Raw genomic sequence first — 21,163 nt, forward strand, 5'->3', positions numbered from 1 at the left:
GGCAGCCTTGATGTCATGAGCGGGTACGAGTCTTGGGCGTCTAGCCCGGCTGTGCGAGCGACGATGCGCGGCAACCGACGTACCGGCACGAAGCCGGAGATGGCACTGAGGTCCGCACTGCACGCCACTGGACTCCGCTTCCGCAAGGACTACCGGCTTGACCTGGGCAACGTGAAGCCGAGGCCCGACATCGTGTTCACAAGAGCGAAGGTGGCTGTCTTCGTGGATGGATGCTACTGGCACTGCTGCCCGGACCACGGGACTCAGCCGAATGTGAACTCTGACTATTGGAGGCCGAAACTCGCCCGCAACGTCGAACGGGACCGAGAGCACGACAGGGCGCTGACGGAGGCCGGATGGGCTGTCGTCAGGGTGTGGGAGCACGAGTCCCCTGGCGTGGCTGCTGCTCGCATCTTCAATGCCGTGCGTGCTGGGTCGTGATCCAAGACGCTCTGACCCGGTTCGTCCTTGGCAGCATGATCACCCACGTCTCACAACGGGATCCGTGCTTAGGCATCGCCCTTGGGTGCGCCATGTCGCAGGGTCCTCCTTCGGTAGCACTGGCAGCGCACACGGGGCCATGTCGGACGTCTCGGAGCAACCGCTAGGTACCCTGTCGCACGAGTGAAAGGGCAAAACGTGACAGACGATCCTTGGGGCACGGGCGTGGAGCGTGTCCGCTTCTTGTGCCGTCACTGCGGCACTCACACGCAGGGCAAGTTGCTGGCTACCCACTACTTCCGTGACGTCGTGGACGACTACGGTCACGGCCCCGACTATCGGTATCGCTTGGTTGAGTGCTCGCAGTGCTCCGACGCAAGTCTGCTAGTCAGCATGGAGATCCAGGAGAACCTCTACGACGACGAGGTGCCCGTCTACCCCCGACAACCCAGGCACCTCGGAGCGGCTGTCCCTGACACGCTCCGGCGATGCCTGGAAGAGGCGAGGGCTTGCCTATCGGCGAAGGCCTACACCGCCAGCGTCATCATGTATCGCCGCGCTCTGGAACTCCTCGCCGTAGATCGTGGCGTCAAGGTCAGGAACTTGGCCGAGGCTCTGAAAAAGTTGCAGGAGCAGGGGGAGATTGACCAGCGGCTCTACGAGTGGGCCGACGAACTACGTCTCGCGGGCAACCACGCTGCGCACGAGGTCCACGATGGCGTGTCACCTGTAGACGCCAAGGACACCAACGATCTGACGGAAGCCATCATCGACTACGTGTACGTGTTTCAGGCGCGATACGAGGCGTTCAAGGCGAGACGGGGCCAGACTTCCGCCAAGGAGCCAGACGGGTCCCACTAACCCCCTGCTCTGTCCCGCCGTCCTGTGACGCCAGTCGTGCCCCTCACGCCGGTGTACTCGATGAGGGCGCGCCGGATCACGTCAGAGACCCTCTCTCCATTCTCCTCCGCCTTGGCAAGCGCAGCCAGCCAGAGCGCGTCATCCACACGCACGTTGCGTGGGCGGGTCACTCCCACGCCATGCCCGCCGCTTCCTGCCTTCGCCATGTCTCGCAGTCAGCCAGTCACAGAATCGATGCGGTACCGCAGCCGGGACAGTTGTCAGCCTCATACGCCGGGTGCCCCTCACAGGGATTGTCCAGAGTCACCACGGGACGCACGTCCGCGCCAGGCCGCTCAGCCATAAGGGCACTTACCTGATCAGCGTGGTCTTCGATGGGACCGGGAAAGATCCCGAGCAGGTCACCAGACCGGCTGCGAACTTCGAACCTCGTGTGCACAGTCAGGCCCCCTCTTTCTTGGTGAGGATCTGGTCGGCGGCGCGCACAACCGGCCCGGGCTTGCCCGCGTGGGTGAGCATGGCAATGGGTGTGGTGTCACTCATGGTCGTTGCATCCTTCGGCTTGTGTGCTTCTCCATGTGGCGTGGCAAGTGGTCCCAGCCGGCCTGTATCCGATCCCGGATGACGTGGACACTACTTGGATGTACGTACACCGCCTACTCGGAGGGTGAGCCTCCTTGCACCGTCGGGCGCGGTCCCTTCTCCCCAGTCCGGTCTTCCGGAAGCCCGCGAGCCGAGACGAGTTAGCCGGGACCACCACCTTGGCACCGCTGGGCGACGCCATGCTCTGCGCAGTGAGTTTCCCCTGTGCGGCAGCACTTGGCCTATCGGTGCGACCAATATGTAAGCCAGAATGTGAGCGTGATTCTCTTCGACGTTGATTCTGACTATCAAGCAGCCACGACTGACTTGGTCAACCGGTTGGTCGAGATTCGACGGCAAGAGGTTCAGGAGGGACTGGAGGGCGATGCGCTTGAAGCGGAACTCGCCGAGGCCCGCGAAGAGAGCGCGAACTATCTCTTGCGGCTCTTGGCCCTACAGGTAGCCCGCCGTTTGCCGTCTCGAGAGGACCTTGCTTCACACGGGGACTTCATGCTTGGAGTCATCGATGAAGATGTCGTCACCGTGCATCGCATCGAAGAGTTTCTGTTCGACCACTTCGGACGGCTCATGATGCACCTTGAGCCCGCGGACGAGTTGGCGTGGGTTGTTGGTAAGTCCGTGCCTGAGGGTTCTAGATGGGACCCATGGGACAACTTTCAGGGGAGCAAGGAATCAGAGGGTCTGGAGTACATAGACGACGACGACCTGCCTGTCGTGTTCATGATCCAAAACACGGAGCGGCTGTTGCGTGATCTGGGCGGCGGTGCGCGGGCAGCCGCCGCCGACTGGTCGCCCGCCTGGCACCGAAAGGACGACGCGCAATCGGTTATGTCAGCCCGCCTAATCGCGCAGGCCGAAGCCTCCTTCTTCAAACTGATGTCGATGTTCGGTTTTCCCGAGAATGAAGCGGAGTTCAACGAGGGCGAGGGAGATTCTCCACGCGAATCCACCCCGCCCCCCACCCCGCCCCCCACCCCGCCCCCCTCCAGCCCCGATCAGAGCAACCTCCCAGTCGGGTGAGCCTCCCAGGGCCTCACGTGGCTGGCAGCGTTGCCGTCCCGGTCGCGCCTCCAACCACTGTGTCCCTGACAGTGGTTGGAGGCTGGCACCTGGAGATGCCAACGAGGCTGGGGGTATGACCCCTTATCGCGAGCGAGGGGCACCGGCAGTAGATAGCACCTCGCTGTCTGCCACGGTTGGCATCTCCACGAGCACAGGGGGCGCTAGGGCTAGTTGGTGCGCCCTCGCAGGTCACTCGCTGGGCGATAGCCGGGAGGCCCCTCGTCGGCGCAAGCACAAGGGGCCTTCCAGGCTCTCAGGATTCGGCTAGCCGACCGACTGGGGGATGCCTGCGCCTACTTGGGGAGGCTGACGAGGACGAACCGCACCCCGAGGCGCATGGGCGAGTGCGGGTTGCTGCTCTTCTCATCCGTGGGCATCATCTCGACCGATGCCACCCGGCCAAGGCCGGACTCACACGTCCCGACTCGATCCATCAGGTAGGCGGTGGACTCCTCGGCGATCATGCTGCGGCCCACCACCGACGAGCGGAGCGCCATCGTGACCTCAACCGTCGTGTGACGCTTCCCGCCGCTCATGGTGGTGCCAGTGATCCGGCCTTCGCCCTGTGCCATGACGGCGGAAGCGAGTGCCGTCGTGCTGCCCACGCCGCCCTCATGGGGCTGGGCGACGTTGCCCCGACGGCCTCGGCTCAGGTGCTGCGCGACTCGTCCCGCCAGGGTCTGGCCGAAGATGTCCGCCCGGTTCGGCTTGTCGATGACGGGCACCTCCTGCCAGATGCCTCGCACGGACAGGCTGGCCCGGTCCTCCATGACCTCGCCCCTCTTCGCGCTACCGAGCGACCGGGCGTCGGTGTAGACCTGAGTGCGGGCCAGGTAGTCGGGGAGGTCGTCCACGTCCAGGCTGATTCCCCAGGTCGGGCGGTGCAGGTATGCCTCCACGAGACCAGAAGACCGGCCCGTCACGGTGTCGTGCTTGGGGGCGGCAGTCTGGACCAGGTAGAGCGTCGGTCGCTCGATGGTTGCAGGGATGCTCGGGGTCTCCGTCGTCGGCACGATGGTGATGCCGCTGAGTGGGGAGTAGTCCGCCAGGGCAGAGGCGACGGCAGCGACGATAGACGTGTCGTCGTTGAGCACGTTCCGCTCGGCGCGCTTCAGGCGGTCAGTGGCGAAGGTCAGGTCATCCCCGCTGAGAACGACCTCGGCGTGAGCGATGGCGAGACCTTCCGCCGTTACGGACTGGTCTCCTGCCTGTCGTCCCTGGCGCATCGTCGCCACGGCACCCTCAGCGGCTTCCAGGGCTGCCTGGGCGGCGATGAGTCCCGCCGTTGCCTCCGAGAGTTCGTGCTTGCTGGCCTTCACCCGCTCCGCGCGGACGGGGGCGGGAGGCGTGGTGCTGGTCTTCTTGGTGGTGGTCACTGGTGTGCTCCTTGATCTGGGCGCGTCGAAGCGCCCCGTTCGGTGGGGTGGTGGTGACCGCGCGGGCCGCTTGCTCGGTCCGGGGTCCTGTGACTGTCGTGCTGGATTAGCGGCGGCGAGATCGGGGGATCGGTCGATGCTCGGCGTACTCCCCGGTGATCGGGTCGTAGCCCTGCTCTCGCCCTTCGCGCTCGATGGAGTTGCGGCTGTAGATCGGATCCTTGGGGTGTGGCTGCCTCGGCGGCGAAGAACGGAACGGATCTGAGGCGATGACCTGGGGACGCGATGCTGCTAGGGCTGCTTCCACGGCGGCAGTGTCCTGGGGGAGACCCGGCGTTCGTGGAGAGGCGGCAGGACGGTCGCCATCATCATCAAACGACGGAGCGATGGCGATGAGAGCCCGGATCTCTTGGGGGACCTTCTCCACCTCTGCCTCTGCCGCCGCCTCTGGGGGAGTGGTCTCCTTAGAGGTCTTCTTCGGGGTCTCCTTAGATTCCGGATTCCCGGAAGATGCTTTCCGGATTCCCGGAATCGTCTGTCGGATTCCCGGAACGTCATCACGAGTCGATTCCGGATTCCCGGAACCGCCAGGCGAGGCCAGCCGCTCCAGCGAAGGAAGGTCCACCCTGTAGTTGGTCGTGTCGTTCCAGCGCCGCTGCTCCACCAAGAGCCCGCTGGCGACGAGTTGCCCTTTGGCCTTGTAGAACGCATCTCGCCCCAGACCGGCGTCCGCTGCGATGGTGTGCCACTTCGCGAAGGACACGCCTCGGCTCTCGACGGTGTAGAGAAGTGACTTCTGGTTTCCGTTGAGTCCTCGTGCCTCGCGAATCGCGAAGATCGCTTCGACTCGCATCGGGACCTTGGTACTCATGCTTCGCCGCTGCTGCCCTCGCGGGCCTGGTGGAGCCTGTCCAGTCGGATGATCTTCTCGGTTCGGTAGAAGCGATCCGATCCGTCGCGGCGGTCGATGCATCTCCACACGACCTTGCCGTCCTTGGTTCTCTTGTGGTCGGCCACGACCTCCAGGGAGCCGATGACCTGCCCGACCCGGTTCGTGTAGACGCTCACGCGCTGACCGCCCATGCAGAACGCTCCGGGGTGGACTCAGCGCTGACTGGACCACGAGTGGGGCCGGTGCCTATCGGCGTCCCAGTAGGGGCCTGATCCAGCGCTGTCGCTGCCTGGTGGCGCATCTGACGCGCTCGCGCTACTCGCCACGGGCGGTCAAGACGCGGCCAGGCGACCGCCTGCTCGCACGAGTGCCAGTCAGTCGGGCGAAGCATCCGCGACCATAGGGAGTGACACCACGGGCAACGCGCTGGACTGAGAGCGTCGTAGGCACAGAGCCCGCCATGATGTGGGCACCTGTCGTTGAGGGTTCCTGATCCATCCGTGAGGCTGTCTGCCGACCCCATGACGGGGACATCGGCGGCGCTCATCGGCTCGCCTGTGTCTGCTGGCGCTTGTCCAGCCATGTCGCGGCGTAACCGGCGAACTCGTCGGCAGGGTAGAGCACGGCGGCTGCACCCACTCTCATGTAACGAGGGTGCCGGTCGAACGCCTCCCGCGTCCGCCGCTGTCGCAGTGCCGCTGGCGAGATCCCGGCAATGGCAGCCGCTTCGCTTCCGGTGAGCCACTGGGAGCCTGTTTCTAGTTCGATCACTTGATCTACTTCCTTTCATCGTTGTGTGTAGTGGGGCGTGACTTTCTAGGGGAAAGGCAGCACCCCCGACCTGCGCGCATAAGGCGGCAGATCGGGGGTGCAGGGGTGAGTGACGCGCCAGCGCCAGGCGCTAGGAACCTGGGAGGGCTGGGAGCGTCATTCGGGGGGATGGGCGGCGAGAGAAGCGCCGTTCGCTGCATCCCCGGCGAGGCGGTATCTCACGCTGAGTGAGAACCGTTCACTAGTAGTGTCCGGTCGAGGGGCCATCCGTATACCATCGGCTTAGGTAACGATTAGGTAACGGTCCTCCTCGGTCGGCTACTGCTCTAGCGCCCATGTCACTCGGTCGGAGTGGCGTTGGGCTCACGCGGTCAGCATTGGTCCGATCGGGGCTCGTCAGACGACGCCAGCCACGGCGACGAGCGCGGCCAGAGCCGCGGCGCACTCCGACGCCAGTGGGGCGATGGACAGCGAGTCGAGCGTGAGGGCGAACGCCTCCCGGTCATCGACAGTGACTCCCACGAGCGACAGCCCAGCGTGCCGGTCGTCGCCAGACTCCACAGGCTCCCACCCCGCTCGCGCTAGGTCTCGCAGGATGCGCCCGTGGTCACTCTCGTGGAGAGACGGGCCACCGAGGGCCAGGTCGTCGTCGGGGCGGGGTATCACGAGGAGGCCCACGCCTGTCACGGGCGACAGGTGGGCGACGTAGGAGGCCCTCGTGAGGGTGGTCGTCAGAGCATCGGCGTGCACGGTGAGTTGATCTCTCTTCGTGGGGTAGTGGCGGGACGTGGTGGTCCGATGGGGATGGGTTGAGGTGCTAGGCGGTCCGCCTGCCCCGCTCCCTCGGCAGCCCGATCAGGTCGGAGGGGGTGGTTAGAACGGGCTGAGCGGTGTCGCGCTCGTCGTAGAGGGTGCGAGCGTCGTCGCCACGGGTCTTCACGACGATCTGCTGGCGGGGGGCAAGTGCGGACTTGCCGCGACCCTTCGGGTAGACGGTGACCGCCGAGTGACGGGCCAAGAGCGTCCGCTTGGCCTCCAGGTCGTCAGACTCAGCGAAGCGGAAGACGCCCTCCCGCCACTCAGCGTCAGACACCGGACCCACGTCGGTGCTGGACTCGATCTGTCGCTCCAGGGCCTCCACCTCGGCCAGGATGACGGCGGATGCTGCCTCCAGTTGATCGCGAGTGATCGCACGACGGGCCTGTGACACGGCCAGGGAGGTGAGTTGCTCGTTTCGGTCCGCGATCTCGGCCACAAGCGCGCCAACATCAGCCGGGCTCGTCACAACCGCGTCGGGGGCATGGGCAGCGAATGCGCCGGACACGAGCGAGTCGGCCAGGTGGCGGGGCACAGTGACGTGCCACTTGCCGCAGATGTAGGCGGCCTCTCCCTTGGTCGTGCCAGCCCGCAGAGTCTCCCCACAGGTGGCACAGGTAGCGATGCCGGTCAGTAGGTTGCTCGCCTTGCGCCCCGTTGGGCTCGTGCCTGCTCGTCGGCCTGGGTCGGCCAACTTGGCTCGAATCAGGGTGTAGGTCGTCTCATCCAGGATCGGCGTCCAGTCGCCTCGCCCGACTACCTCATCCTCATACGTCATGTATCCCGCATTCCTCGGGTTGCTCAGCACCTTCCTGACGCCGGAGGTAGTCCAGGCGCGTGCGGCCCGCTTGGTCGTCTCGGCGTTGTAGGCGTTCGTGAGTCCCGCGTCCGTCCAACGGCGAGCGATCTCCGCGAGGGCAGTCCCTGCGAGGAAGTCGCGTGCGCCAGCCCGGATCGCCCCTGCCTCCAGGTCGATGACGTTGCCGTGGTTGGAGTAGCCGAACGCCTTAACGGCGCTCCAGGTCTTCCCATCCGCGCGCCGCTGCGCGTGCGCGAGTTTCTGACGAGCGGCCTTCCTTTCGACCTCCTGGCGAGCAACGGCGGCAAGGATGCGAGCGACCATCCGGCCCGTGTCGTTGGTGAGGTCGATGTCCCCCGTGGCCGTGGCGACAGATACGCCATGCTCCTCACACAGGATGATGAGCCGCTCCAGGTCGCTCATGGAACGGGTGAGGCGGTCCAGGTGGTAGGCGACGATCACGTCCACCTCGCCAGCGGCCACCAACTCCAGGACGCGCTCCCAGCCCGGTCGGACCTTGCCTGAGTAGGCAGAGATCGACACATCGCGCTCAGTGCCTACAGTCTCCCAACGCTTGTAGTCGATGAGCCGCTGACACTCCTGCTCCTGGCGGTCGTTACTCCGACCCTCGCCCGTGGAGTCGGACGAGATTCGGGAGTAGATGAGCGCCCGAGTGGGAGTGCCGGTGTCGCCCGTTGAGTCGATCATGGGGCGACCGTACACCCTCAAACCTCTACTCGATGGAGCACGCCTTCCGCGGGCCGGCGAAGGTGCTCGAGCGCTTCGGCTCCCTCGATCCCTCGCGGATCGCGACGGCCGACCCGGAGGAGTTCGCCGCGTTGTGCGCGACTCCGCCCGCCGTACACCGCTTCCCCGGGTCGATGGCGACCCGACTGCAGGCGCTGGCGGCACTGGTGGAGGAGCGGTACGACGGGGAGACCGCACGGCTGTGGACCGAGGCGACGTCGGGCAGGGGCCTGCTCAAGCGGGTGATGGAGCTCCCGGGCTTCGGGAAGCAGAAGGCGCAGATCTTCGTGGCGCTGCTGGCCAAGCAGTGCGGGGTGCGGCCAGACGGCTGGGAGGAGGCCGTGGGGGACTACGCGCTCGACGGTCACCGGTCGGTGGCTGATGTGGTCGACCCCGAGTCGCTGCTGCGCGTGCGCGACTTCAAGAAGCAGAAGAAGGCCGCCGCCAGGGCTGCTGGGTAGCCTGGGTTCGAGTGCGTCCCCCGGCCCTGAGACGAGGCTCTCCGGGTGTCGGAACCGGGGCAGGGGAGGGCACTCACCAAGGCCGTGGCAGAATACGAATCGCGGCACTTGACGTTACCGGGCCTTGCCGCGCCCCTATGTCGTTCACGAGAGGTGTTCGTGTCCTCGAACCCACGCAAGACGCTTCCCGCCGAGGTGCTGTCGCACCCCGCCGTCGCCACCCTGATCGAGCGAGGGACCCCCACCGGCACAGTCAGCCCGGATGAGGTCCGACGGGCCAGTGAGGACGCCGCAGTCGAGCCTCGCCACCTGAAGGCCCTGCTGGGGCACCTGAGCGGACTCGGTATCTCGGTCGAGATCCCCGCGACCAGCGGACGGGCGGTCGCCGCGGCGAGCGCCCGCAAGAGGACCACCGCCGCAGCCACCAAGTCCGACGCGGCTGCGCCCGCGAAGGCGGCGGCCAAGGCGCCTGCGAAGAAGGCGGCCGCCAAGAAGGCCGCCGCCCCGAAGCCCGAGCCCGTGGTCCCCGCCGTGGTGGTGCCCGTGGCAGTGGGCGCGGACGGCAAGAAGATCCTCCCGGACATCCCGGACGAGGAGTTCGAGAAGGACGTCAAGTCCGACCCGACGATCGTGGCGGACGAGAAGCAGGCGACCTTCGTGGTCTCGGCCGCGGACGAGACCGACGAGCCCGAGCAGCAGGTCATGGTCGCCGGCGCGACCGCCGACCCGGTCAAGGACTACCTCAAGCAGATCGGCAAGGTCCCCCTCCTCAACGCGGAGATGGAGGTCGAGCTCGCCAAGCGCATCGAGGCCGGCCTCTTCTCGGAGGAGAAGATGGCCAAGGGCGGCAAGATCACCCCCAAGGTCCTCGAGGAGCTCGAGTGGATCTCCGAGGACGGTCGTCGCGCGAAGAACCACCTGCTCGAGGCCAACCTGCGCCTCGTCGTCTCGCTGGCCAAGCGCTACACCGGCCGCGGCATGCTGTTCTTGGACCTGATCCAGGAGGGCAACCTGGGCCTGATCCGTGCGGTCGAGAAGTTCGACTACACCAAGGGTTACAAGTTCTCCACCTACGCCACGTGGTGGATCCGCCAGGCGATCACCCGCGCCATGGCGGACCAGGCGCGGACCATCCGCATCCCGGTCCACATGGTCGAGGTCATCAACAAGCTGGCGCGCGTACAGCGGCAGATGCTTCAGGACCTGGGCCGCGAGCCCACCCCGGAGGAGCTCGCCAAGGAGCTCGACATGACCCCGGAGAAGGTCATCGAGGTCCAGAAGTACGGCCGTGAGCCGATCTCGCTGCACACCCCCCTGGGTGAGGACGGCGACTCGGAGTTCGGTGACCTCATCGAGGACTCCGAGGCCATCGTGCCGGCCGACGCCGTCTCGTTCACGCTCCTCCAGGAGCAGCTGCACGCCGTCCTCGACACGCTCTCCGAGCGCGAGGCGGGCGTGGTCAGCATGCGCTTCGGGCTCACCGACGGACAGCCGAAGACCCTCGACGAGATCGGCAAGGTCTACGGGGTCACCCGCGAGCGGATCCGCCAGATCGAGTCGAAGACGATGTCGAAGCTGCGTCACCCGTCGCGTTCGCAGGTCCTGCGCGACTACCTCGACTGAGAGCCAGCGCGACAGCAGGGCCCGGGACCTCATGGTCCCGGGCCCTGCTCGCGTCTCCGGGCGGGTGGGGCGGCGAAAGCTGTTTGCAACCTTGGGGGAGGAGCGTGCGTCATGGTGGTGAAGCGCGTCGAGCACGCGTCCGACTGCCACCGAGGCACTCCACCATCGAGGAAGCACCATGAGCACGAACACCGTCCCCACCCGTTCCCCGCGCACCCGATCGCTGGCCACCGCCCTCACCGGGCTGCTGGCCGCGGGCGCCGTCGTCTCGCTCGCCCAGCTGGCCCCGGCCGATGCCCGGCCGGGGAGCGAGGTGAGCTCGTCGCGGGCCACCGCGGCCTTCACCGACGCCGCCGGCGACATCGACCACGGAGCCGACCTGCACCGGGTGCGTGTCGTCAACAACCGTCAGGTCAAGGTCCGGGTCACCCACGCCGACCTGCGGCCCAGCTGGCGCAGCGGCAGCAGCCTGGCGGTCTACCTGGACACCGACAGCCAGCAGGCGGGTCCGGAGTTCGCCTTCGTCGGCGGCACCTACCAGGGCTCCGACTACGCGCTGGTCCCGACCGACGGCTGGCGTCTGCGGCAGCGCGCCGTACCGATGCGCTGCTCCTACGACCTGAGCCTCGACTACGCGGCCGACACCGCCGACGTCCGCATCGCCCGGCGTTGCCTGGATCTCCCGGATGCCATCCGGGTCGCGGTGAAGACGGGTGGGACGCAGGCGGACGGCGACACGGTCGTCGACTGGCTGGGACGCCGGCGTCAGCTCACCCGCGTGATCGCTCGGGGGTAGGCACCCTGCCCGGCTGAGCGACTGCGCGCCGGCAGCTGGTGGCGTCAGGTCGCGACGACGCCGCCGACCCAGACCAGGGTCGCGGCCGTCGCCGCCGTGAGCTCGATGAGGATGCTCACGCCCACGGCCTTCAAGGCGGACATCGTCGCCGGCCAGGCGTCGGTGGAGCCGACCCGGCGCAGCTCGGCCAGGTAGATGCCGACGACGAAGCCGACCAGGAGCCCCAGGACCGGGATCACGAAGAACCCGACGATGGCGCCGACCGCGCCCAGGAGCAAGGTCGAGCTAGGCACCCCCGCGGTCTTCAGGCGGCGTCCCGGGACGAGGTACTTCACCACGGTGCCGGCTGCCAGCAGGACCGTCGCGACCGCGAAGACGATCCAGGCGGTGGGACCGCCGGTGTCGATGGCCCAGACCAGGATGGCGCCCAGCACCAGGACGGTCCCCGGCAGGACCGGGACGATGATGCCGATCAGGCCGACGAGGATGACCAGGGCGACGCCGACTTCGAGAAGACTCACAAGGGGCAGCCTGTCATAGGGCCCCGGCTCACCGGCCCCATGGGCAGGGCATGACAGTGGCCCCGGACCAGCAGGTCCGGGGCCACGTCAGGTCTAGATCAGTCGGGCGGCAGGCGGGCGCCTCAGGACGGGTTGCTCTCGAGCTTGTGCGTCTCGTCCACGACGGCGACAGCAACCTCACGGAGCTTGTCGCCGTGCTCGCGGGCGTGGTGGGCGCAGAACAGGAGCTCGCCGCCGGCCTGAAGCTCTACACGGAGGTAGGCCTGGGCTCCGCAACGGTCACAACGGTCAGCCGCAGTCAAGGCGGCAGTGCTGGGGGCAACTGCAGTGGTCACATCGGCCTCATTTCTCTCCATCGTTGTCTGGTCAACGTAGCGTCCGGGCCAAAGATTCCCCGCAGCTAGTGTTCCGGGACACGTCATCCAACCACGATCACATGTACCCAGTCTGTTCTTGCTCAACCTTCGCGACCGAACTCCTGTTCCCGGAGGTTGGTGGGGAACTGTAGTACGTCGATGGTTGGCGCCCCTGCAGGCGTGCCTGCGCGGTCCTCCGGCGTGGCGCGGGTAGATTCGGGCGGACGACGACGAGCCGGACAGGAAACACGTGGCAGGCACGACCAGGACCGCTGACAACGGGAGCAGGAAGATCGACAACACCTACAACGCGGCGCACCTGCTGGTCCTCGAGGGCCTCGAGGCCGTGCGCAAGCGTCCCGGCATGTACATCGGCTCCACCGACACCCGCGGGCTGATGCACTGCCTGTGGGAGATCATCGACAACGGCGTGGACGAGGCGCTGGCCGGTGCCGCCACCCGGATCGAGGTCACGCTGCACGCGGACGACTCCGTCGAGGTCCACGACGACGGCCGCGGCATCCCCGTCGACAAGGAGCCGAAGACGGGTCTCCCCGGCGTCGAGGTGATCTTCACCAAGCTGCACGCCGGCGGGAAGTTCGGCGGCGGCTCGTACGTCGCGACCGGCGGTCTGCACGGCGTCGGCGCGTCCGTGGTCAACGCGCTCTCGTCGCGGCTGGACGTGGACGTCGACCGGTCGCCGGCCCAGCAGGGCATGTCCTTCCAGCGCGGAGCGCCCGGTGTCTTCGACGGAGAGGGCCCGGGGCAGCCGTTCACTCCGCAGTCCGGGCTGACCCGCAAGGGCAAGCGCGTCGCCAAGGGCAGGTCCGGCACGCTCATCCGGTTCTGGCCGGACCGCCAGATCTTCACCAAGGACGCGACGTTCGTCTACGACGAGCTGGTCACCCGGGCCCGGCAGACGTCGTTCATCGTCCCCGGCCTCGAGCTGGTCATCCGCGACCTGCGTGGCGACGAGCCGGTCGAGGAGAGCTTCCGCCACGACGGCGGCATCGCCGAGTTCACCGAGTACCTCTCCAGCGGCGAGCCGGTCACCGACGTCCTGCGCCTGCAGGGTCAGGGCAGCTTCACCGAGACCGTGCCGCTGCTCGACGACAAGGGGCACATGACGCCCCAGGAGGTGGAGCGGGACCTGATCGTCGACGTCGCGGTCCGGTGGAACACCGGCTACGACACCGAGCTGCGCTCGTTCGTCAACGTCATCGCCACGCCCAAGGGGGGCACGCACGTCAGCGGCTTCGAGCAGGCGATCACCAAGACCTTCAACGAGGTCATGCGGCAGACCAAGGCCCTGAAGGTCAACGACCTCGACGTCATCAAGGACGACGTGATGGAGGGGATGACCGCCGTCGTGGCGGTCCGCCTGGCCGAGCCCCAGTTCGAGGGCCAGACCAAGGAGATCCTCGGCACGCCGGCCGCGCGCTCCGTCGTACGCAAGGTGGTCAGCGGCGAGCTCAAGGACTTCCTGACCTCCTCCAAGCGCCTGGAGAAGGCGCAGGCCAAGCTGGTCATGGAGAAGGTGATCGGCGCCTCCAAGACCCGGATCGCCGCGCGCCAGCACAAGGAGACCCAGCGCCGCAAGAACGCCCTGGAGTCCTCGGCCCTGCCCGCCAAGCTCGCGGACTGTCGCGCGGCGGACAACGAGCGCACGGAGCTCTTCATCGTCGAGGGTGACTCGGCGCTCGGCACCGCCAAGCTCGCGCGCAACTCGGAGTTCCAGGCGCTGCTGCCGATCCGGGGCAAGATCCTCAACGTGCAGAAGGCCTCGGTCGGCGACATGCTGAAGAACGTCGAGTGCGCGTCGATCATCCAGGTCGTCGGGGCGGGCTCGGGGCGGACCTTCGACATCGAGGCGGCACGCTACGGCCGGATCATCTTCATGGCCGACGCCGACTCCGACGGCTCCCACATCCGGTGCCTGCTGGCGACGCTGTTCTTCAAGTACATGCCCGACCTGATCACCCAGGGGCGGGTCTACTCGGCCGTCCCGCCACTGCACCGCATCGAGCTGTCCAACCCCAAGAAGGGGATGGACAAGTACATCTACACGTACTCCGACGACGAGCTCCAGCGCAAGATGGCCGAGCTCAAGAAGAAGGGCGTCCGCTGGAAGGACCCCGTCCAGCGCTACAAGGGGCTCGGTGAGATGGACGCCGACCAGCTGGCCGAGACGACCATGGACCCGCGCCACCGCACGCTGCGCCGGATCACCATCGACGACGCCGACGCGGCGGCCGACGTCTTCGAGCTGCTGATGGGCTCCGACGTGGCCCCCCGCAAGGAGTTCATCGTGCAGGGCGCCTACGAGGTGGACGTCGACGCCCTCGACGCCTGACAGGGTGGGCGTCGAGGCTGCCGTTTGGTCCCCAACGGCAGCGTTTTCGGGCATGGACGTGTCGTCTCTGACCAATCGGCGAGCAGCGCGGCCGTCGTACGACGTCACTCGGCGCGCCGGGTGGCCGTGCGGAAGCAACGCGGCCCCTCGATTGGTCAGAGACGACATGCTTCTTCCCGAAATACACGCCGTTGGGGACCAAACGGCGACCGGGAGGGAGCCAGACTCAGACCTTCTGGTCCACCCGACCGGTGTCGACGTCGTAGATGAACCCGCCGACCTTGACGGTGTCGGGAATGAGCGGGTGCGAGGTGACGCGGTGGACGTCCTCCTCGAGGGTCGCCACCTGGTCGCTGATGACGTGGAAGGCCTGCCAGGTGACGTCCATCCCGGCGGACTCGCCGACCTTGGCGTGCAGCTCGGCCTCGGTGCTGCTGGCCATCGCGCAGCGGGTGTGCGGGACGATCAGGATGCGGTCGACGTTCAGCACGTGGGCGCCGAGCACCAGGGCCTCGAGGGCGGCGTCGGTGATCCGGCCGCCGGGGTTGCGGAAGATCTTGGCGTCGCCGTGGCGGAGCCCGAACATCGCCAGGGGATCGATGCGCGAGTCCATGCACGTGACGATGGCGACGCCCGCATGGGCCTTGCCGTCGAACCCGCCGAGGCGGAAGGTGCTGGCGAACTGCTCGTTGGCGGCGATCAAGTCATCGAAGTCTGCGGTCACGACAACGAACGCTAGCGGAGGCCGCTCCGTCCCCTCGCAGGTGTCCACCTAGGGTTGTCCGCATGGCGATCAGCAGACGCGCACTCCTGCTCGGCGGCACCGGTACGGCGGTGCTCGCGGCCGGCGCCGGCGCCGGCGTCCTCGTGGAGTACGACGTGCTGCCGGGCCGCACGCGCGCCCACGAGCTGCTGGGGCTCAACGGGGAGGCGGGGGAGATCCCCGACGTCGAGCCGGGACCGCGGGTCTCCGGCACCCTCCGGTCGAGGCACGTGCCCGGCGGTGCGGACTGGACGGTCGCCTACCCACCGGGCAGCGCCGAGGACGACCGGCTGCCGGTCGTGCTCGCCCTGCACGGCGCCGACATGCGCGCCGAGACGCTGTTCGCCAACCTGGGGGTGGACCGCTTCCTGGCCGATGCCCAGGCGCGCTTCGCCGTCGCCGCGATCGACGGCGGCCAGGCCTACTGGCACGAGCGCGACGACGGGCGCGATGTGGGCGCGATGGTCCTGGAGGAGTTCGTCCCGCTGCTCGCCGAGCGGGGGCTCGACGTCGAGCGTCCGGCGTTCTGGGGCTGGTCGATGGGCGGCTTCGGCGCGATGCTGCTGGCGGCTCGGCGCCAGGCCGCTGGGCAGGAGGTCGGGCCGGTCCTGGCGGTCAGCCCGGCGATCTGGGACAGCGCCGAGCAGGCCAACGAGCGGGCCTTCGACGGCGAGGAGGACTACCGCTCCTGCATGGAGCTCGTCGAGGCCGACGACCGTACCCGCACCCGCGTCGACTGCGGGACGGGCGATCCGTTCTATCGCAACGTGGTGGACTTCTGTGACCGCGAGGACGTCGAGGCGCACTTCGACGCCGGGGGACACGACGCGGCGTACTGGACCCGGATGATTCCCGCGCAGCTGGCGTGGTTGCAGAAGCAGGTCACGCCGACGACGTGAGCCCGGCCAGTGGCCCTGACGTCTGCGCGGTGCGGGTCCGAGCGCCTCGGAAGAGCACCAGGGCCAGCACACCGGCGACCACCGCGCACGCCGCGGCGCCCTGGAAGACCGTGTGCTCCTGGACGATCGCGGCCTCCTTAAGCAGCAGCGTGAACTCGTCACAGCGACTGCTCCCGCCGCAGACCTCCCGGATCGGGGGCAGGTCGGCCTGCTCGGCGTAGTAGCGCCGCAGGCCGAGCGTGGTCAGCGCCGAGATGCCGACCAGCATGCCGACCATCCGTGCCACGACCACCATGGCGCTGGACAGCCCGTGCACCGCGTCGGCGGTGGTGGCGAGGACGGCGGCGTTGACCGGCGCCAGGGCCAGCCCGAAGCCGAACCCCGTGAGCACCAGCGCCACGTTGGACGACGGCTCGTCGAGGCTGGTCAGGCCCCAGCTGCTCATCCACCAGAAGCCCGCCGCGGTCATCGCCATGCCGACAGCGGTGATCGGGCCGGCGTCGACACGACGCAGCAGGTAGCCGCCGACCACCGCCCCGACGGGCAGCGCGATCAGGAAGCGGACCAGCACGAGCGCCGCCATCAGCTGGGAGCCCGAGTGCACGGTGGTGCGGGCGAAGAGCGGGATGTCGATCAGCGCCGCGATCAGGGCGGCGCCGACGAAGAAGCTGACCAGCAGCGAGCCCCAGGCGGGCCGGGCCGCCAGTGCGCCCGTGGGCACGAGGGGACGCCGGGCACGCCGCAGGTGCAGCACGAAGCTGGTCGCCCCCAGGGCGGCGCCGAGGAGGTACCACTGTCCCTGGTCGGAGAAGACCGCGACCTCGGGGTCGGCGGTGGCGAAGGCGAGGATGACCCCGCCCAGCGCCACGGCGAGGAGCAGGGCGCCGACGAGGTCGGCCTCCCGCATGCTGGCGAACCAGCCCCGCAGGTCGAGGAGGGGGCGCCGGGCCGTCGCGGAGCGGACGACGAACGCGAGCGCGGCGACCATCGCGGTCACCCCCACCGGGGTGAGCCAACGGCCGTCGCCGGTGTAGGGCACGAAGATCTGACCCCACGTGATGTCGCGCATGATCTGCGCCGGCCGCACGAAGACGAGGAGGCCCGCGCCCACGGCCACCAGGGCGAGCAGCGCGCCGAGCACGTCGGGCCGGCCCCGCCGTGGCGGCGGGCTCTCGGTGGCCGGGCGCTCCTCGGCGGCCACCTGCGCCAGCCCCCGGATCGCGGCGGCCAGCACCAGTCCGACGGCGAGGTTGAGCGCGAAGATCGCGCGCCAGTCCGCCACGGAGAGGATCACGGCACCCAGCAGCGGCCCGAGCACCGAGCCGATCTCCTGGACCGCTGAGACCAGACCGAGCGGCACGCCGCGCCGCTCCACCGGGTAGAGGTCCGCGACCAGCGCCAGCGTCGCCGGCACCAGCCCCCCGCCGCCCACCCCCTGGAAGAAGCGGCCCACGACCATGCTCGGCATGTCGTAGGCGAGCGCGGTGACCAGCGAGCCGAGCGCGAAGACGACGAGGGCCATCACCAGCACCGGCACCCGGCCGCGCAGGTCCGCGATCCGGCCGATCAGCGGCAGCATCGCGACATAGCCGAGCAGGAACCCGGAGATGATCGGGGCCGCGCGCTGCAGCTCGTCGAGCGGGATGCCGACGCTGCCCATCATCTCGGGCAGCGCGAGCACCACGACATAGGTGTCGGCGGCTGCGAAGGCCACCGCGACAGCGGCCAGCCCGAGCAGGATCCGGGCCTGCCGGGTCATGGGGCGGTGATGTCCTTCTCGGTGCCGTACTCGTCGAAGCCGATGGTGTAGGTCATCGGGTCGCTGTCGGGGTAGAAGACGCCGGTCAGCACGACCTTGCGCAGCTCACCCTCGTCGCTGATCGTGTACGTCGCGTCGAAGTCGCCCGACGCGCTCGGGATCACGTTGGCGACCGTCTCGCCGGGGACGGTGCCGGTGTAGGTCGTCAGGATCTCGTCGTTGTCGGCTCCGCCGCGCTCCTGCTCGCCCTCCTTCACGTCCTCGGTGGCCGGCAGCAGCGAGGAGAAGCCCGCGTCCGTGCTCATCAGGTCGGCCGGGTCGGGTGCGCCGTACTCCGCCGGGTCGATGTCGGACCAGCCCGGAGTGAACGGCACCTGGGCATGGACGGTGTCGTCGACCGCGATGATCGGGACCTCGGGGTTGAGCCCGGCGTAGGCCACGTTGATCGTGCCCTCGAACGCCGGCGCGTGGGTGCCGATGCCCTCGGCCGCGGTGATGCCCTCGACGCCGCTGGGCAGCTCGTCGGCGTAGAGATCGATGCGCACGCCCGAGGTGTCGTCGAGGGTCTCCTTGGCCTGCGCGAGGACCTGCTCGGGCGTGGCGTCGTCGGACTTCTCGTCGTCGCCCCCGGCGCAGCCGGTCAGGGCGGCGCTGAGCAGGACGACCCCCAGGGCCGGTCCGAGGAAGGGGGAGGCGAGGGCGGGCCCGAGGGCTCGATGGTTGCGCGGCATGGGATCAGCCTTCCACACCGTCGGTCGCCCCATCCTCCGTCGTTCCGCCATCCGTCGACCCACCCAGACGCGTGGCCAGCGGCGAGGCGATTGCCACCACAGGCTGGCTGGCCGGCACTCCGGACCCGTCGCGGCGGCCGTTGGCCTCCGGCAGGTCCACCGGGGCGCCGCTGGCGGCCGCGGCGCGGGCAGGGGAGTGCCCGGCCCACGCGAGGACGACGGTGTCCTCGCCGCGCAGGAACCGGTGGCAGCGGACGCCGCCGGTGGCCCGGCCCTTGGGCGGGTACTCCGAGAACGGCGTGACCTTGACCGACCCCGGCTCGGTGCCGGGCAGGGCGGTCGAGGAGCCGGAGATCGTGACGACCACCGCGTCCACGGGATCGACGGCGCCGAACCAGACGGCCGAGGCCTTGGCCCCGAGGCGGATGCCCGCGACCCCGCCGCCGGCGCGGCCCTGGGGGCGGACCAGGTCGGCGGAGAAGTGCAGCAGCTGGGCGTCGGAGCTCACGAAGCAGAGCTCCTCGGTGCCGGTGACGAGGTCGAGGGCCCCCACCAGCCGGTCGCCGTCGGCGAGCCGGATGATCTCCCAGTCATCGCGGTTGGGCACCTCGTGGTTGACGCGCTTGACGATGCCCTGGCGGGTGCCGACCGCCAGACCGGGCCCGCCCTCCTCGAGCGACATCAGCGCGAGCACGCTCTCGTCCTTGTCGAGCGAGACGAACTCCGCCACCGGCGCGCCGCCCTGCAGGTGCGGGTCGTTGGCGGTCGCCGGGAGGGTCGGCAGGTCGAGGACCCCCAGGCGCAGCACGCGTCCGGTGGTGGTCACCAGGCCCACGTCGCCGCGCGCGGTGGTGCGCACCGCGGAGACGACCACGTCGTGCTTGGCGCGCGACTCGCCGCTGCCGGGAGCCTCGACGCTGGTGGTGCGGGCCAGCAGCCCGCTGGAGCTGAGCAGCACGAAGCACGGATCGTCGGCGACCTCGAGGGGGACACCCGCCGTGGCAGGGACCCCCGCGGACTCGAGCAGGACCGTACGACGCGGGGTGCCGTAGGTCTTGGCGACCTCGCCCAGCTCGTCGGAGACGACCTTCCGCAGCAGCTTCTCGTCGGCCAGGATCGCGTCGAGCGCCTCGATCTCGCGCTGCAGCTCGGCCTGCTCCTTCTCGAGCTCGATGCGGCTGAACTTCGTCAGCCGACGCAGCGCCATGTCGAGGATGTGGTTGGCCTGGATCTCGGAGAGCTCGAAGACATCCATCAGCCGCTCGCGGGCGATCGTCGCGTTGTCGCTGGCCCGGATCAGCTGGATCACCTCGTCGATGTCGAGGATCGCGATGAGCAGCCCCTCCACGAGGTGGAGCTTGTCGGCGGCCTTGCGCCGGCGGTACTGCGAGCGGCGCCGTACGACGTCGTAGCGGTGGCCGAGGAAGACCTCCAGCAGCTCCTTGAGCCCCAGCGTGCGCGGCTGGCCGTCGACCAGCGTGACCGCGTTGATGCTGAAGGACTCCTCCAGCGGGGTCGCCTTGTAGAGCTGCTCGAGCAGCGCCTCGGGGTGGAAGCCGTTCTTCACCTCGATGACCAGGCGGGTGCCGTTGGCCATGTCCGTGAGGTCCTTGACGTCGGAGATGCCCTGGATCTTCTTGGCCTGCACGAGCGTCTTGATCCGCTCGACGATCTTCTCGATGCCGACGTTGTAGGGCAGCTCGGTGACCACGATGCCCTTGCGGCGCGGGGTGATCGACTCGATGCGCGCGGTGGCGCGGATTCGGAAGCTGCCGCGGCCGGACTCGTAGGCGTCGCGCAGCCCGTCGAGGCCCACGATCTTGCCGCCCGAGGGCAGGTCGGGCCCGGGGATGAAGCGCATGATGTCGTCGAGGGTGGCCCGGGGGTCCTTGATCAGGTGGCGCAGCGCCTGGACCACCTCGACCAGGTTGTGCGGGGCCATGTTGGTGGCCATGCCGACCGCGATGCCGGTGGTGCCGTTGACGACGAGGTTGGGGATCGCCGCCGGCAGCACCGTCGGCTCCATCTCCCGGCTGTCGTAGTTGGGCCGGAAGTCGACGGTGTCCTCGTCGATCGACTCCGTCATCGCCACCGCGGGCGGCGCCATCCGGCACTCGGTGTAGCGCATGGCGGCGGGGCCGTTGTCGGGCGAGCCGAAGTTGCCGTGCCCGTCGATCATCGGCAGCCGCAGCGACCACGGCTGGGCCTGGCGCACGAGCGCGTCGTAGATCGCGCTGTCGCCGTGCGGGTGCAGCCGACCCATCACCTCGCCGACGACGCGGGCGCTCTTCACGTGACCGCGGTCGGGGCGCAGCCCCATCTGGTTCATCGTGTAGAGGATGCGCCGCTGGACGGGCTTGAGCCCGTCGCGTGCGTCGGGCAGCGCCCGGGAGTAGATCACCGAGTAGGCGTACTCCAGGAAGGAGGAACGCATCTCGTCGCCGACGTCGATGTCGAGGATGTGCTCCTCGAAGTCGTCGGGGGGAGGTTGACTGCTGCCGCGCCTTGCCATGGCGAGCATTCTCCCCGGACG

Annotated in this window: 18 protein-coding genes and 1 pseudogene; 8 read left to right on the forward strand and 11 right to left on the reverse strand. The window is 68.5% G+C overall.

Annotation, left to right across the window (positions count from 1 at the left end; translation table 11 throughout):
- The first annotated feature begins 15 nt into the window (after nucleotides 1–15).
- The 3 genes from ACYU7L_RS16255 (at nucleotide 16) to ACYU7L_RS16265 (ending at nucleotide 2,925) form a co-directional block, all read left to right on the forward strand.
- Nucleotides 16–441: a very short patch repair endonuclease gene (locus ACYU7L_RS16255; RefSeq protein WP_460798689.1), complete on the forward strand. Its 426-nt coding sequence runs from the start codon at nucleotides 16–18 to the stop codon at nucleotides 439–441.
- Between the two features lie 393 nt (nucleotides 442–834).
- Nucleotides 835–1,302 carry a DUF4145 domain-containing protein gene (locus ACYU7L_RS16260; protein ID WP_460798691.1) on the forward strand — a complete coding sequence of 156 codons (468 nt, stop codon included), beginning with the start codon at nucleotides 835–837 and terminating at the stop codon, nucleotides 1,300–1,302.
- 861 nt (nucleotides 1,303–2,163) lie between these two features.
- Nucleotides 2,164–2,925: a hypothetical protein gene (locus tag ACYU7L_RS16265; RefSeq protein ID WP_460798693.1), complete on the forward strand. Its 762-nt coding sequence runs from the start codon at nucleotides 2,164–2,166 to the stop codon at nucleotides 2,923–2,925.
- Nucleotides 2,926–3,260: 335 nt separating this feature from the next.
- Here the strand turns inward: ACYU7L_RS16265 and ACYU7L_RS16270 are convergent, their stop codons facing one another.
- From ACYU7L_RS16270 to ACYU7L_RS16290, 5 genes are all read right to left on the reverse strand, one after another.
- Nucleotides 3,261–4,343 (reverse strand): hypothetical protein, encoded by a 1,083-nt coding sequence (locus ACYU7L_RS16270; RefSeq protein WP_460798696.1) that lies wholly within the window; start codon nucleotides 4,341–4,343, stop codon nucleotides 3,261–3,263.
- Nucleotides 4,344–4,449: 106 nt separating this feature from the next.
- Nucleotides 4,450–5,214 carry a hypothetical protein gene (locus ACYU7L_RS16275; RefSeq protein ID WP_460798698.1) on the reverse strand — a complete coding sequence of 255 codons (765 nt, stop codon included), beginning with the start codon at nucleotides 5,212–5,214 and terminating at the stop codon, nucleotides 4,450–4,452.
- Nucleotides 5,211–5,411: a hypothetical protein gene (locus ACYU7L_RS16280; RefSeq protein WP_460798700.1), complete on the reverse strand. Its 201-nt coding sequence runs from the start codon at nucleotides 5,409–5,411 to the stop codon at nucleotides 5,211–5,213. Before ACYU7L_RS16280 ends, ACYU7L_RS16275 begins: the two co-directional genes overlap by 4 nt.
- A gap of 991 nt (nucleotides 5,412–6,402) precedes the next feature.
- On the reverse strand, nucleotides 6,403–6,528 hold the full coding sequence (locus ACYU7L_RS16285) for a hypothetical protein (protein ID WP_460798702.1): 126 nt from the start codon (nucleotides 6,526–6,528) through the stop codon (nucleotides 6,403–6,405).
- 295 nt (nucleotides 6,529–6,823) lie between these two features.
- Nucleotides 6,824–8,329, reverse strand: coding sequence for a recombinase family protein (locus ACYU7L_RS16290; RefSeq protein WP_460798705.1), 1,506 nt, complete (start codon nucleotides 8,327–8,329; stop codon nucleotides 6,824–6,826).
- Nucleotides 8,330–8,361: 32 nt separating this feature from the next.
- On the opposite strand from ACYU7L_RS16290, the gene ACYU7L_RS16295 reads away from it, so the two are divergent.
- The 3 genes from ACYU7L_RS16295 to ACYU7L_RS16305 all read left to right on the forward strand — a co-directional run bounded on the left by ACYU7L_RS16295 (nucleotide 8,362) and on the right by ACYU7L_RS16305 (nucleotide 11,248).
- Nucleotides 8,362–8,829, forward strand: coding sequence for an HhH-GPD-type base excision DNA repair protein (locus ACYU7L_RS16295; RefSeq protein WP_460798707.1), 468 nt, complete (start codon nucleotides 8,362–8,364; stop codon nucleotides 8,827–8,829).
- 195 nt (nucleotides 8,830–9,024) lie between these two features.
- The gene (locus ACYU7L_RS16300; protein WP_460798840.1) at nucleotides 9,025–10,452 is read left to right on the forward strand and encodes an RNA polymerase sigma factor; all 1,428 of its coding nucleotides are present in this window, start codon (nucleotides 9,025–9,027) and stop codon (nucleotides 10,450–10,452) included.
- A gap of 178 nt (nucleotides 10,453–10,630) precedes the next feature.
- Complete coding sequence (locus ACYU7L_RS16305) at nucleotides 10,631–11,248, forward strand: hypothetical protein (RefSeq protein ID WP_460798709.1); 618 nt, start codon at nucleotides 10,631–10,633, stop codon at nucleotides 11,246–11,248.
- Nucleotides 11,249–11,292: 44 nt separating this feature from the next.
- On the opposite strand, the gene ACYU7L_RS16310 is transcribed toward ACYU7L_RS16305, so the two are convergent.
- Nucleotides 11,293–11,769, reverse strand: a complete 477-nt coding sequence (locus tag ACYU7L_RS16310; protein ID WP_460798712.1) for a DUF456 domain-containing protein — start codon at nucleotides 11,767–11,769, stop codon at nucleotides 11,293–11,295.
- A 122-nt stretch (nucleotides 11,770–11,891) separates the two neighbouring features.
- Nucleotides 11,892–12,125 (reverse strand): DUF7455 domain-containing protein, encoded by a 234-nt coding sequence (locus ACYU7L_RS16315; RefSeq protein ID WP_460798842.1) that lies wholly within the window; start codon nucleotides 12,123–12,125, stop codon nucleotides 11,892–11,894.
- A gap of 250 nt (nucleotides 12,126–12,375) precedes the next feature.
- Between ACYU7L_RS16315 and ACYU7L_RS16320 the strand changes: the two genes are divergently transcribed.
- Complete coding sequence (locus ACYU7L_RS16320) at nucleotides 12,376–14,478, forward strand: DNA gyrase/topoisomerase IV subunit B (RefSeq protein WP_460798715.1); 2,103 nt, start codon at nucleotides 12,376–12,378, stop codon at nucleotides 14,476–14,478.
- 226 nt (nucleotides 14,479–14,704) lie between these two features.
- Here ACYU7L_RS16320 and ACYU7L_RS16325 read toward each other — a convergent pair whose 3' ends face one another.
- The gene (locus tag ACYU7L_RS16325; protein WP_460798717.1) at nucleotides 14,705–15,202 is read right to left on the reverse strand and encodes a beta-class carbonic anhydrase; all 498 of its coding nucleotides are present in this window, start codon (nucleotides 15,200–15,202) and stop codon (nucleotides 14,705–14,707) included.
- Between the two features lie 62 nt (nucleotides 15,203–15,264).
- On the opposite strand from ACYU7L_RS16325, the gene ACYU7L_RS16330 reads away from it, so the two are divergent.
- A complete protein-coding gene (locus tag ACYU7L_RS16330; protein ID WP_460798719.1) occupies nucleotides 15,265–16,140 on the forward strand; it encodes an alpha/beta hydrolase in 876 nt (291 codons plus the stop codon).
- Here ACYU7L_RS16330 and ACYU7L_RS16335 read toward each other — a convergent pair.
- The 3 genes and pseudogenes from ACYU7L_RS16335 to ACYU7L_RS16345 all read right to left on the reverse strand — a co-directional run.
- On the reverse strand, nucleotides 16,124–17,899 hold the full coding sequence (locus ACYU7L_RS16335; protein ID WP_460798721.1) for an MFS transporter: 1,776 nt from the start codon (nucleotides 17,897–17,899) through the stop codon (nucleotides 16,124–16,126). The two genes, ACYU7L_RS16330 and ACYU7L_RS16335, sit on opposite strands and share 17 nt — an antisense overlap.
- Entirely contained in the window at nucleotides 17,896–18,570 is a 675-nt protein-coding gene (locus tag ACYU7L_RS16340) for an LppX_LprAFG lipoprotein (RefSeq protein WP_460798844.1), read from the reverse strand. The genes ACYU7L_RS16335 and ACYU7L_RS16340 overlap by 4 nt, the downstream gene beginning before the upstream one ends.
- 18 nt (nucleotides 18,571–18,588) lie before the next feature.
- Nucleotides 18,589–21,142 (reverse strand): annotated as a pseudogene (locus tag ACYU7L_RS16345) (DNA gyrase/topoisomerase IV subunit A); the annotation flags it as partial.
- Between the last annotated feature and the right edge of the window lie 21 nt (nucleotides 21,143–21,163).

The organism is Nocardioides pacificus, assembly GCF_054775955.1.

Bases quoted from the DNA above. Each gene is read 5' to 3' on its own strand.
- ACYU7L_RS16255 (WP_460798689.1), top strand. From the start codon at position 16: ATGAGCGGGTACGAGTCTTGGGCGTCTAGCCCGGCTGTGCGAGCGACG.
- ACYU7L_RS16260 (WP_460798691.1), top strand. From the start codon at position 835: ATGGAGATCCAGGAGAACCTCTACGACGACGAGGTGCCCGTCTACCCC.
- ACYU7L_RS16275 (WP_460798698.1), bottom strand. From the start codon at position 5,214: ATGAGTACCAAGGTCCCGATGCGAGTCGAAGCGATCTTCGCGATTCGC.
- ACYU7L_RS16290 (WP_460798705.1), bottom strand. From the start codon at position 8,329: ATGATCGACTCAACGGGCGACACCGGCACTCCCACTCGGGCGCTCATC.
- ACYU7L_RS16295 (WP_460798707.1), top strand. From the start codon at position 8,362: ATGGAGCACGCCTTCCGCGGGCCGGCGAAGGTGCTCGAGCGCTTCGGC.
- ACYU7L_RS16305 (WP_460798709.1), top strand. From the start codon at position 10,631: ATGAGCACGAACACCGTCCCCACCCGTTCCCCGCGCACCCGATCGCTG.
- ACYU7L_RS16315 (WP_460798842.1), bottom strand. From the start codon at position 12,125: ATGGAGAGAAATGAGGCCGATGTGACCACTGCAGTTGCCCCCAGCACT.
- ACYU7L_RS16330 (WP_460798719.1), top strand. From the start codon at position 15,265: ATGGCGATCAGCAGACGCGCACTCCTGCTCGGCGGCACCGGTACGGCG.
- ACYU7L_RS16335 (WP_460798721.1), bottom strand. From the start codon at position 17,899: ATGACCCGGCAGGCCCGGATCCTGCTCGGGCTGGCCGCTGTCGCGGTG.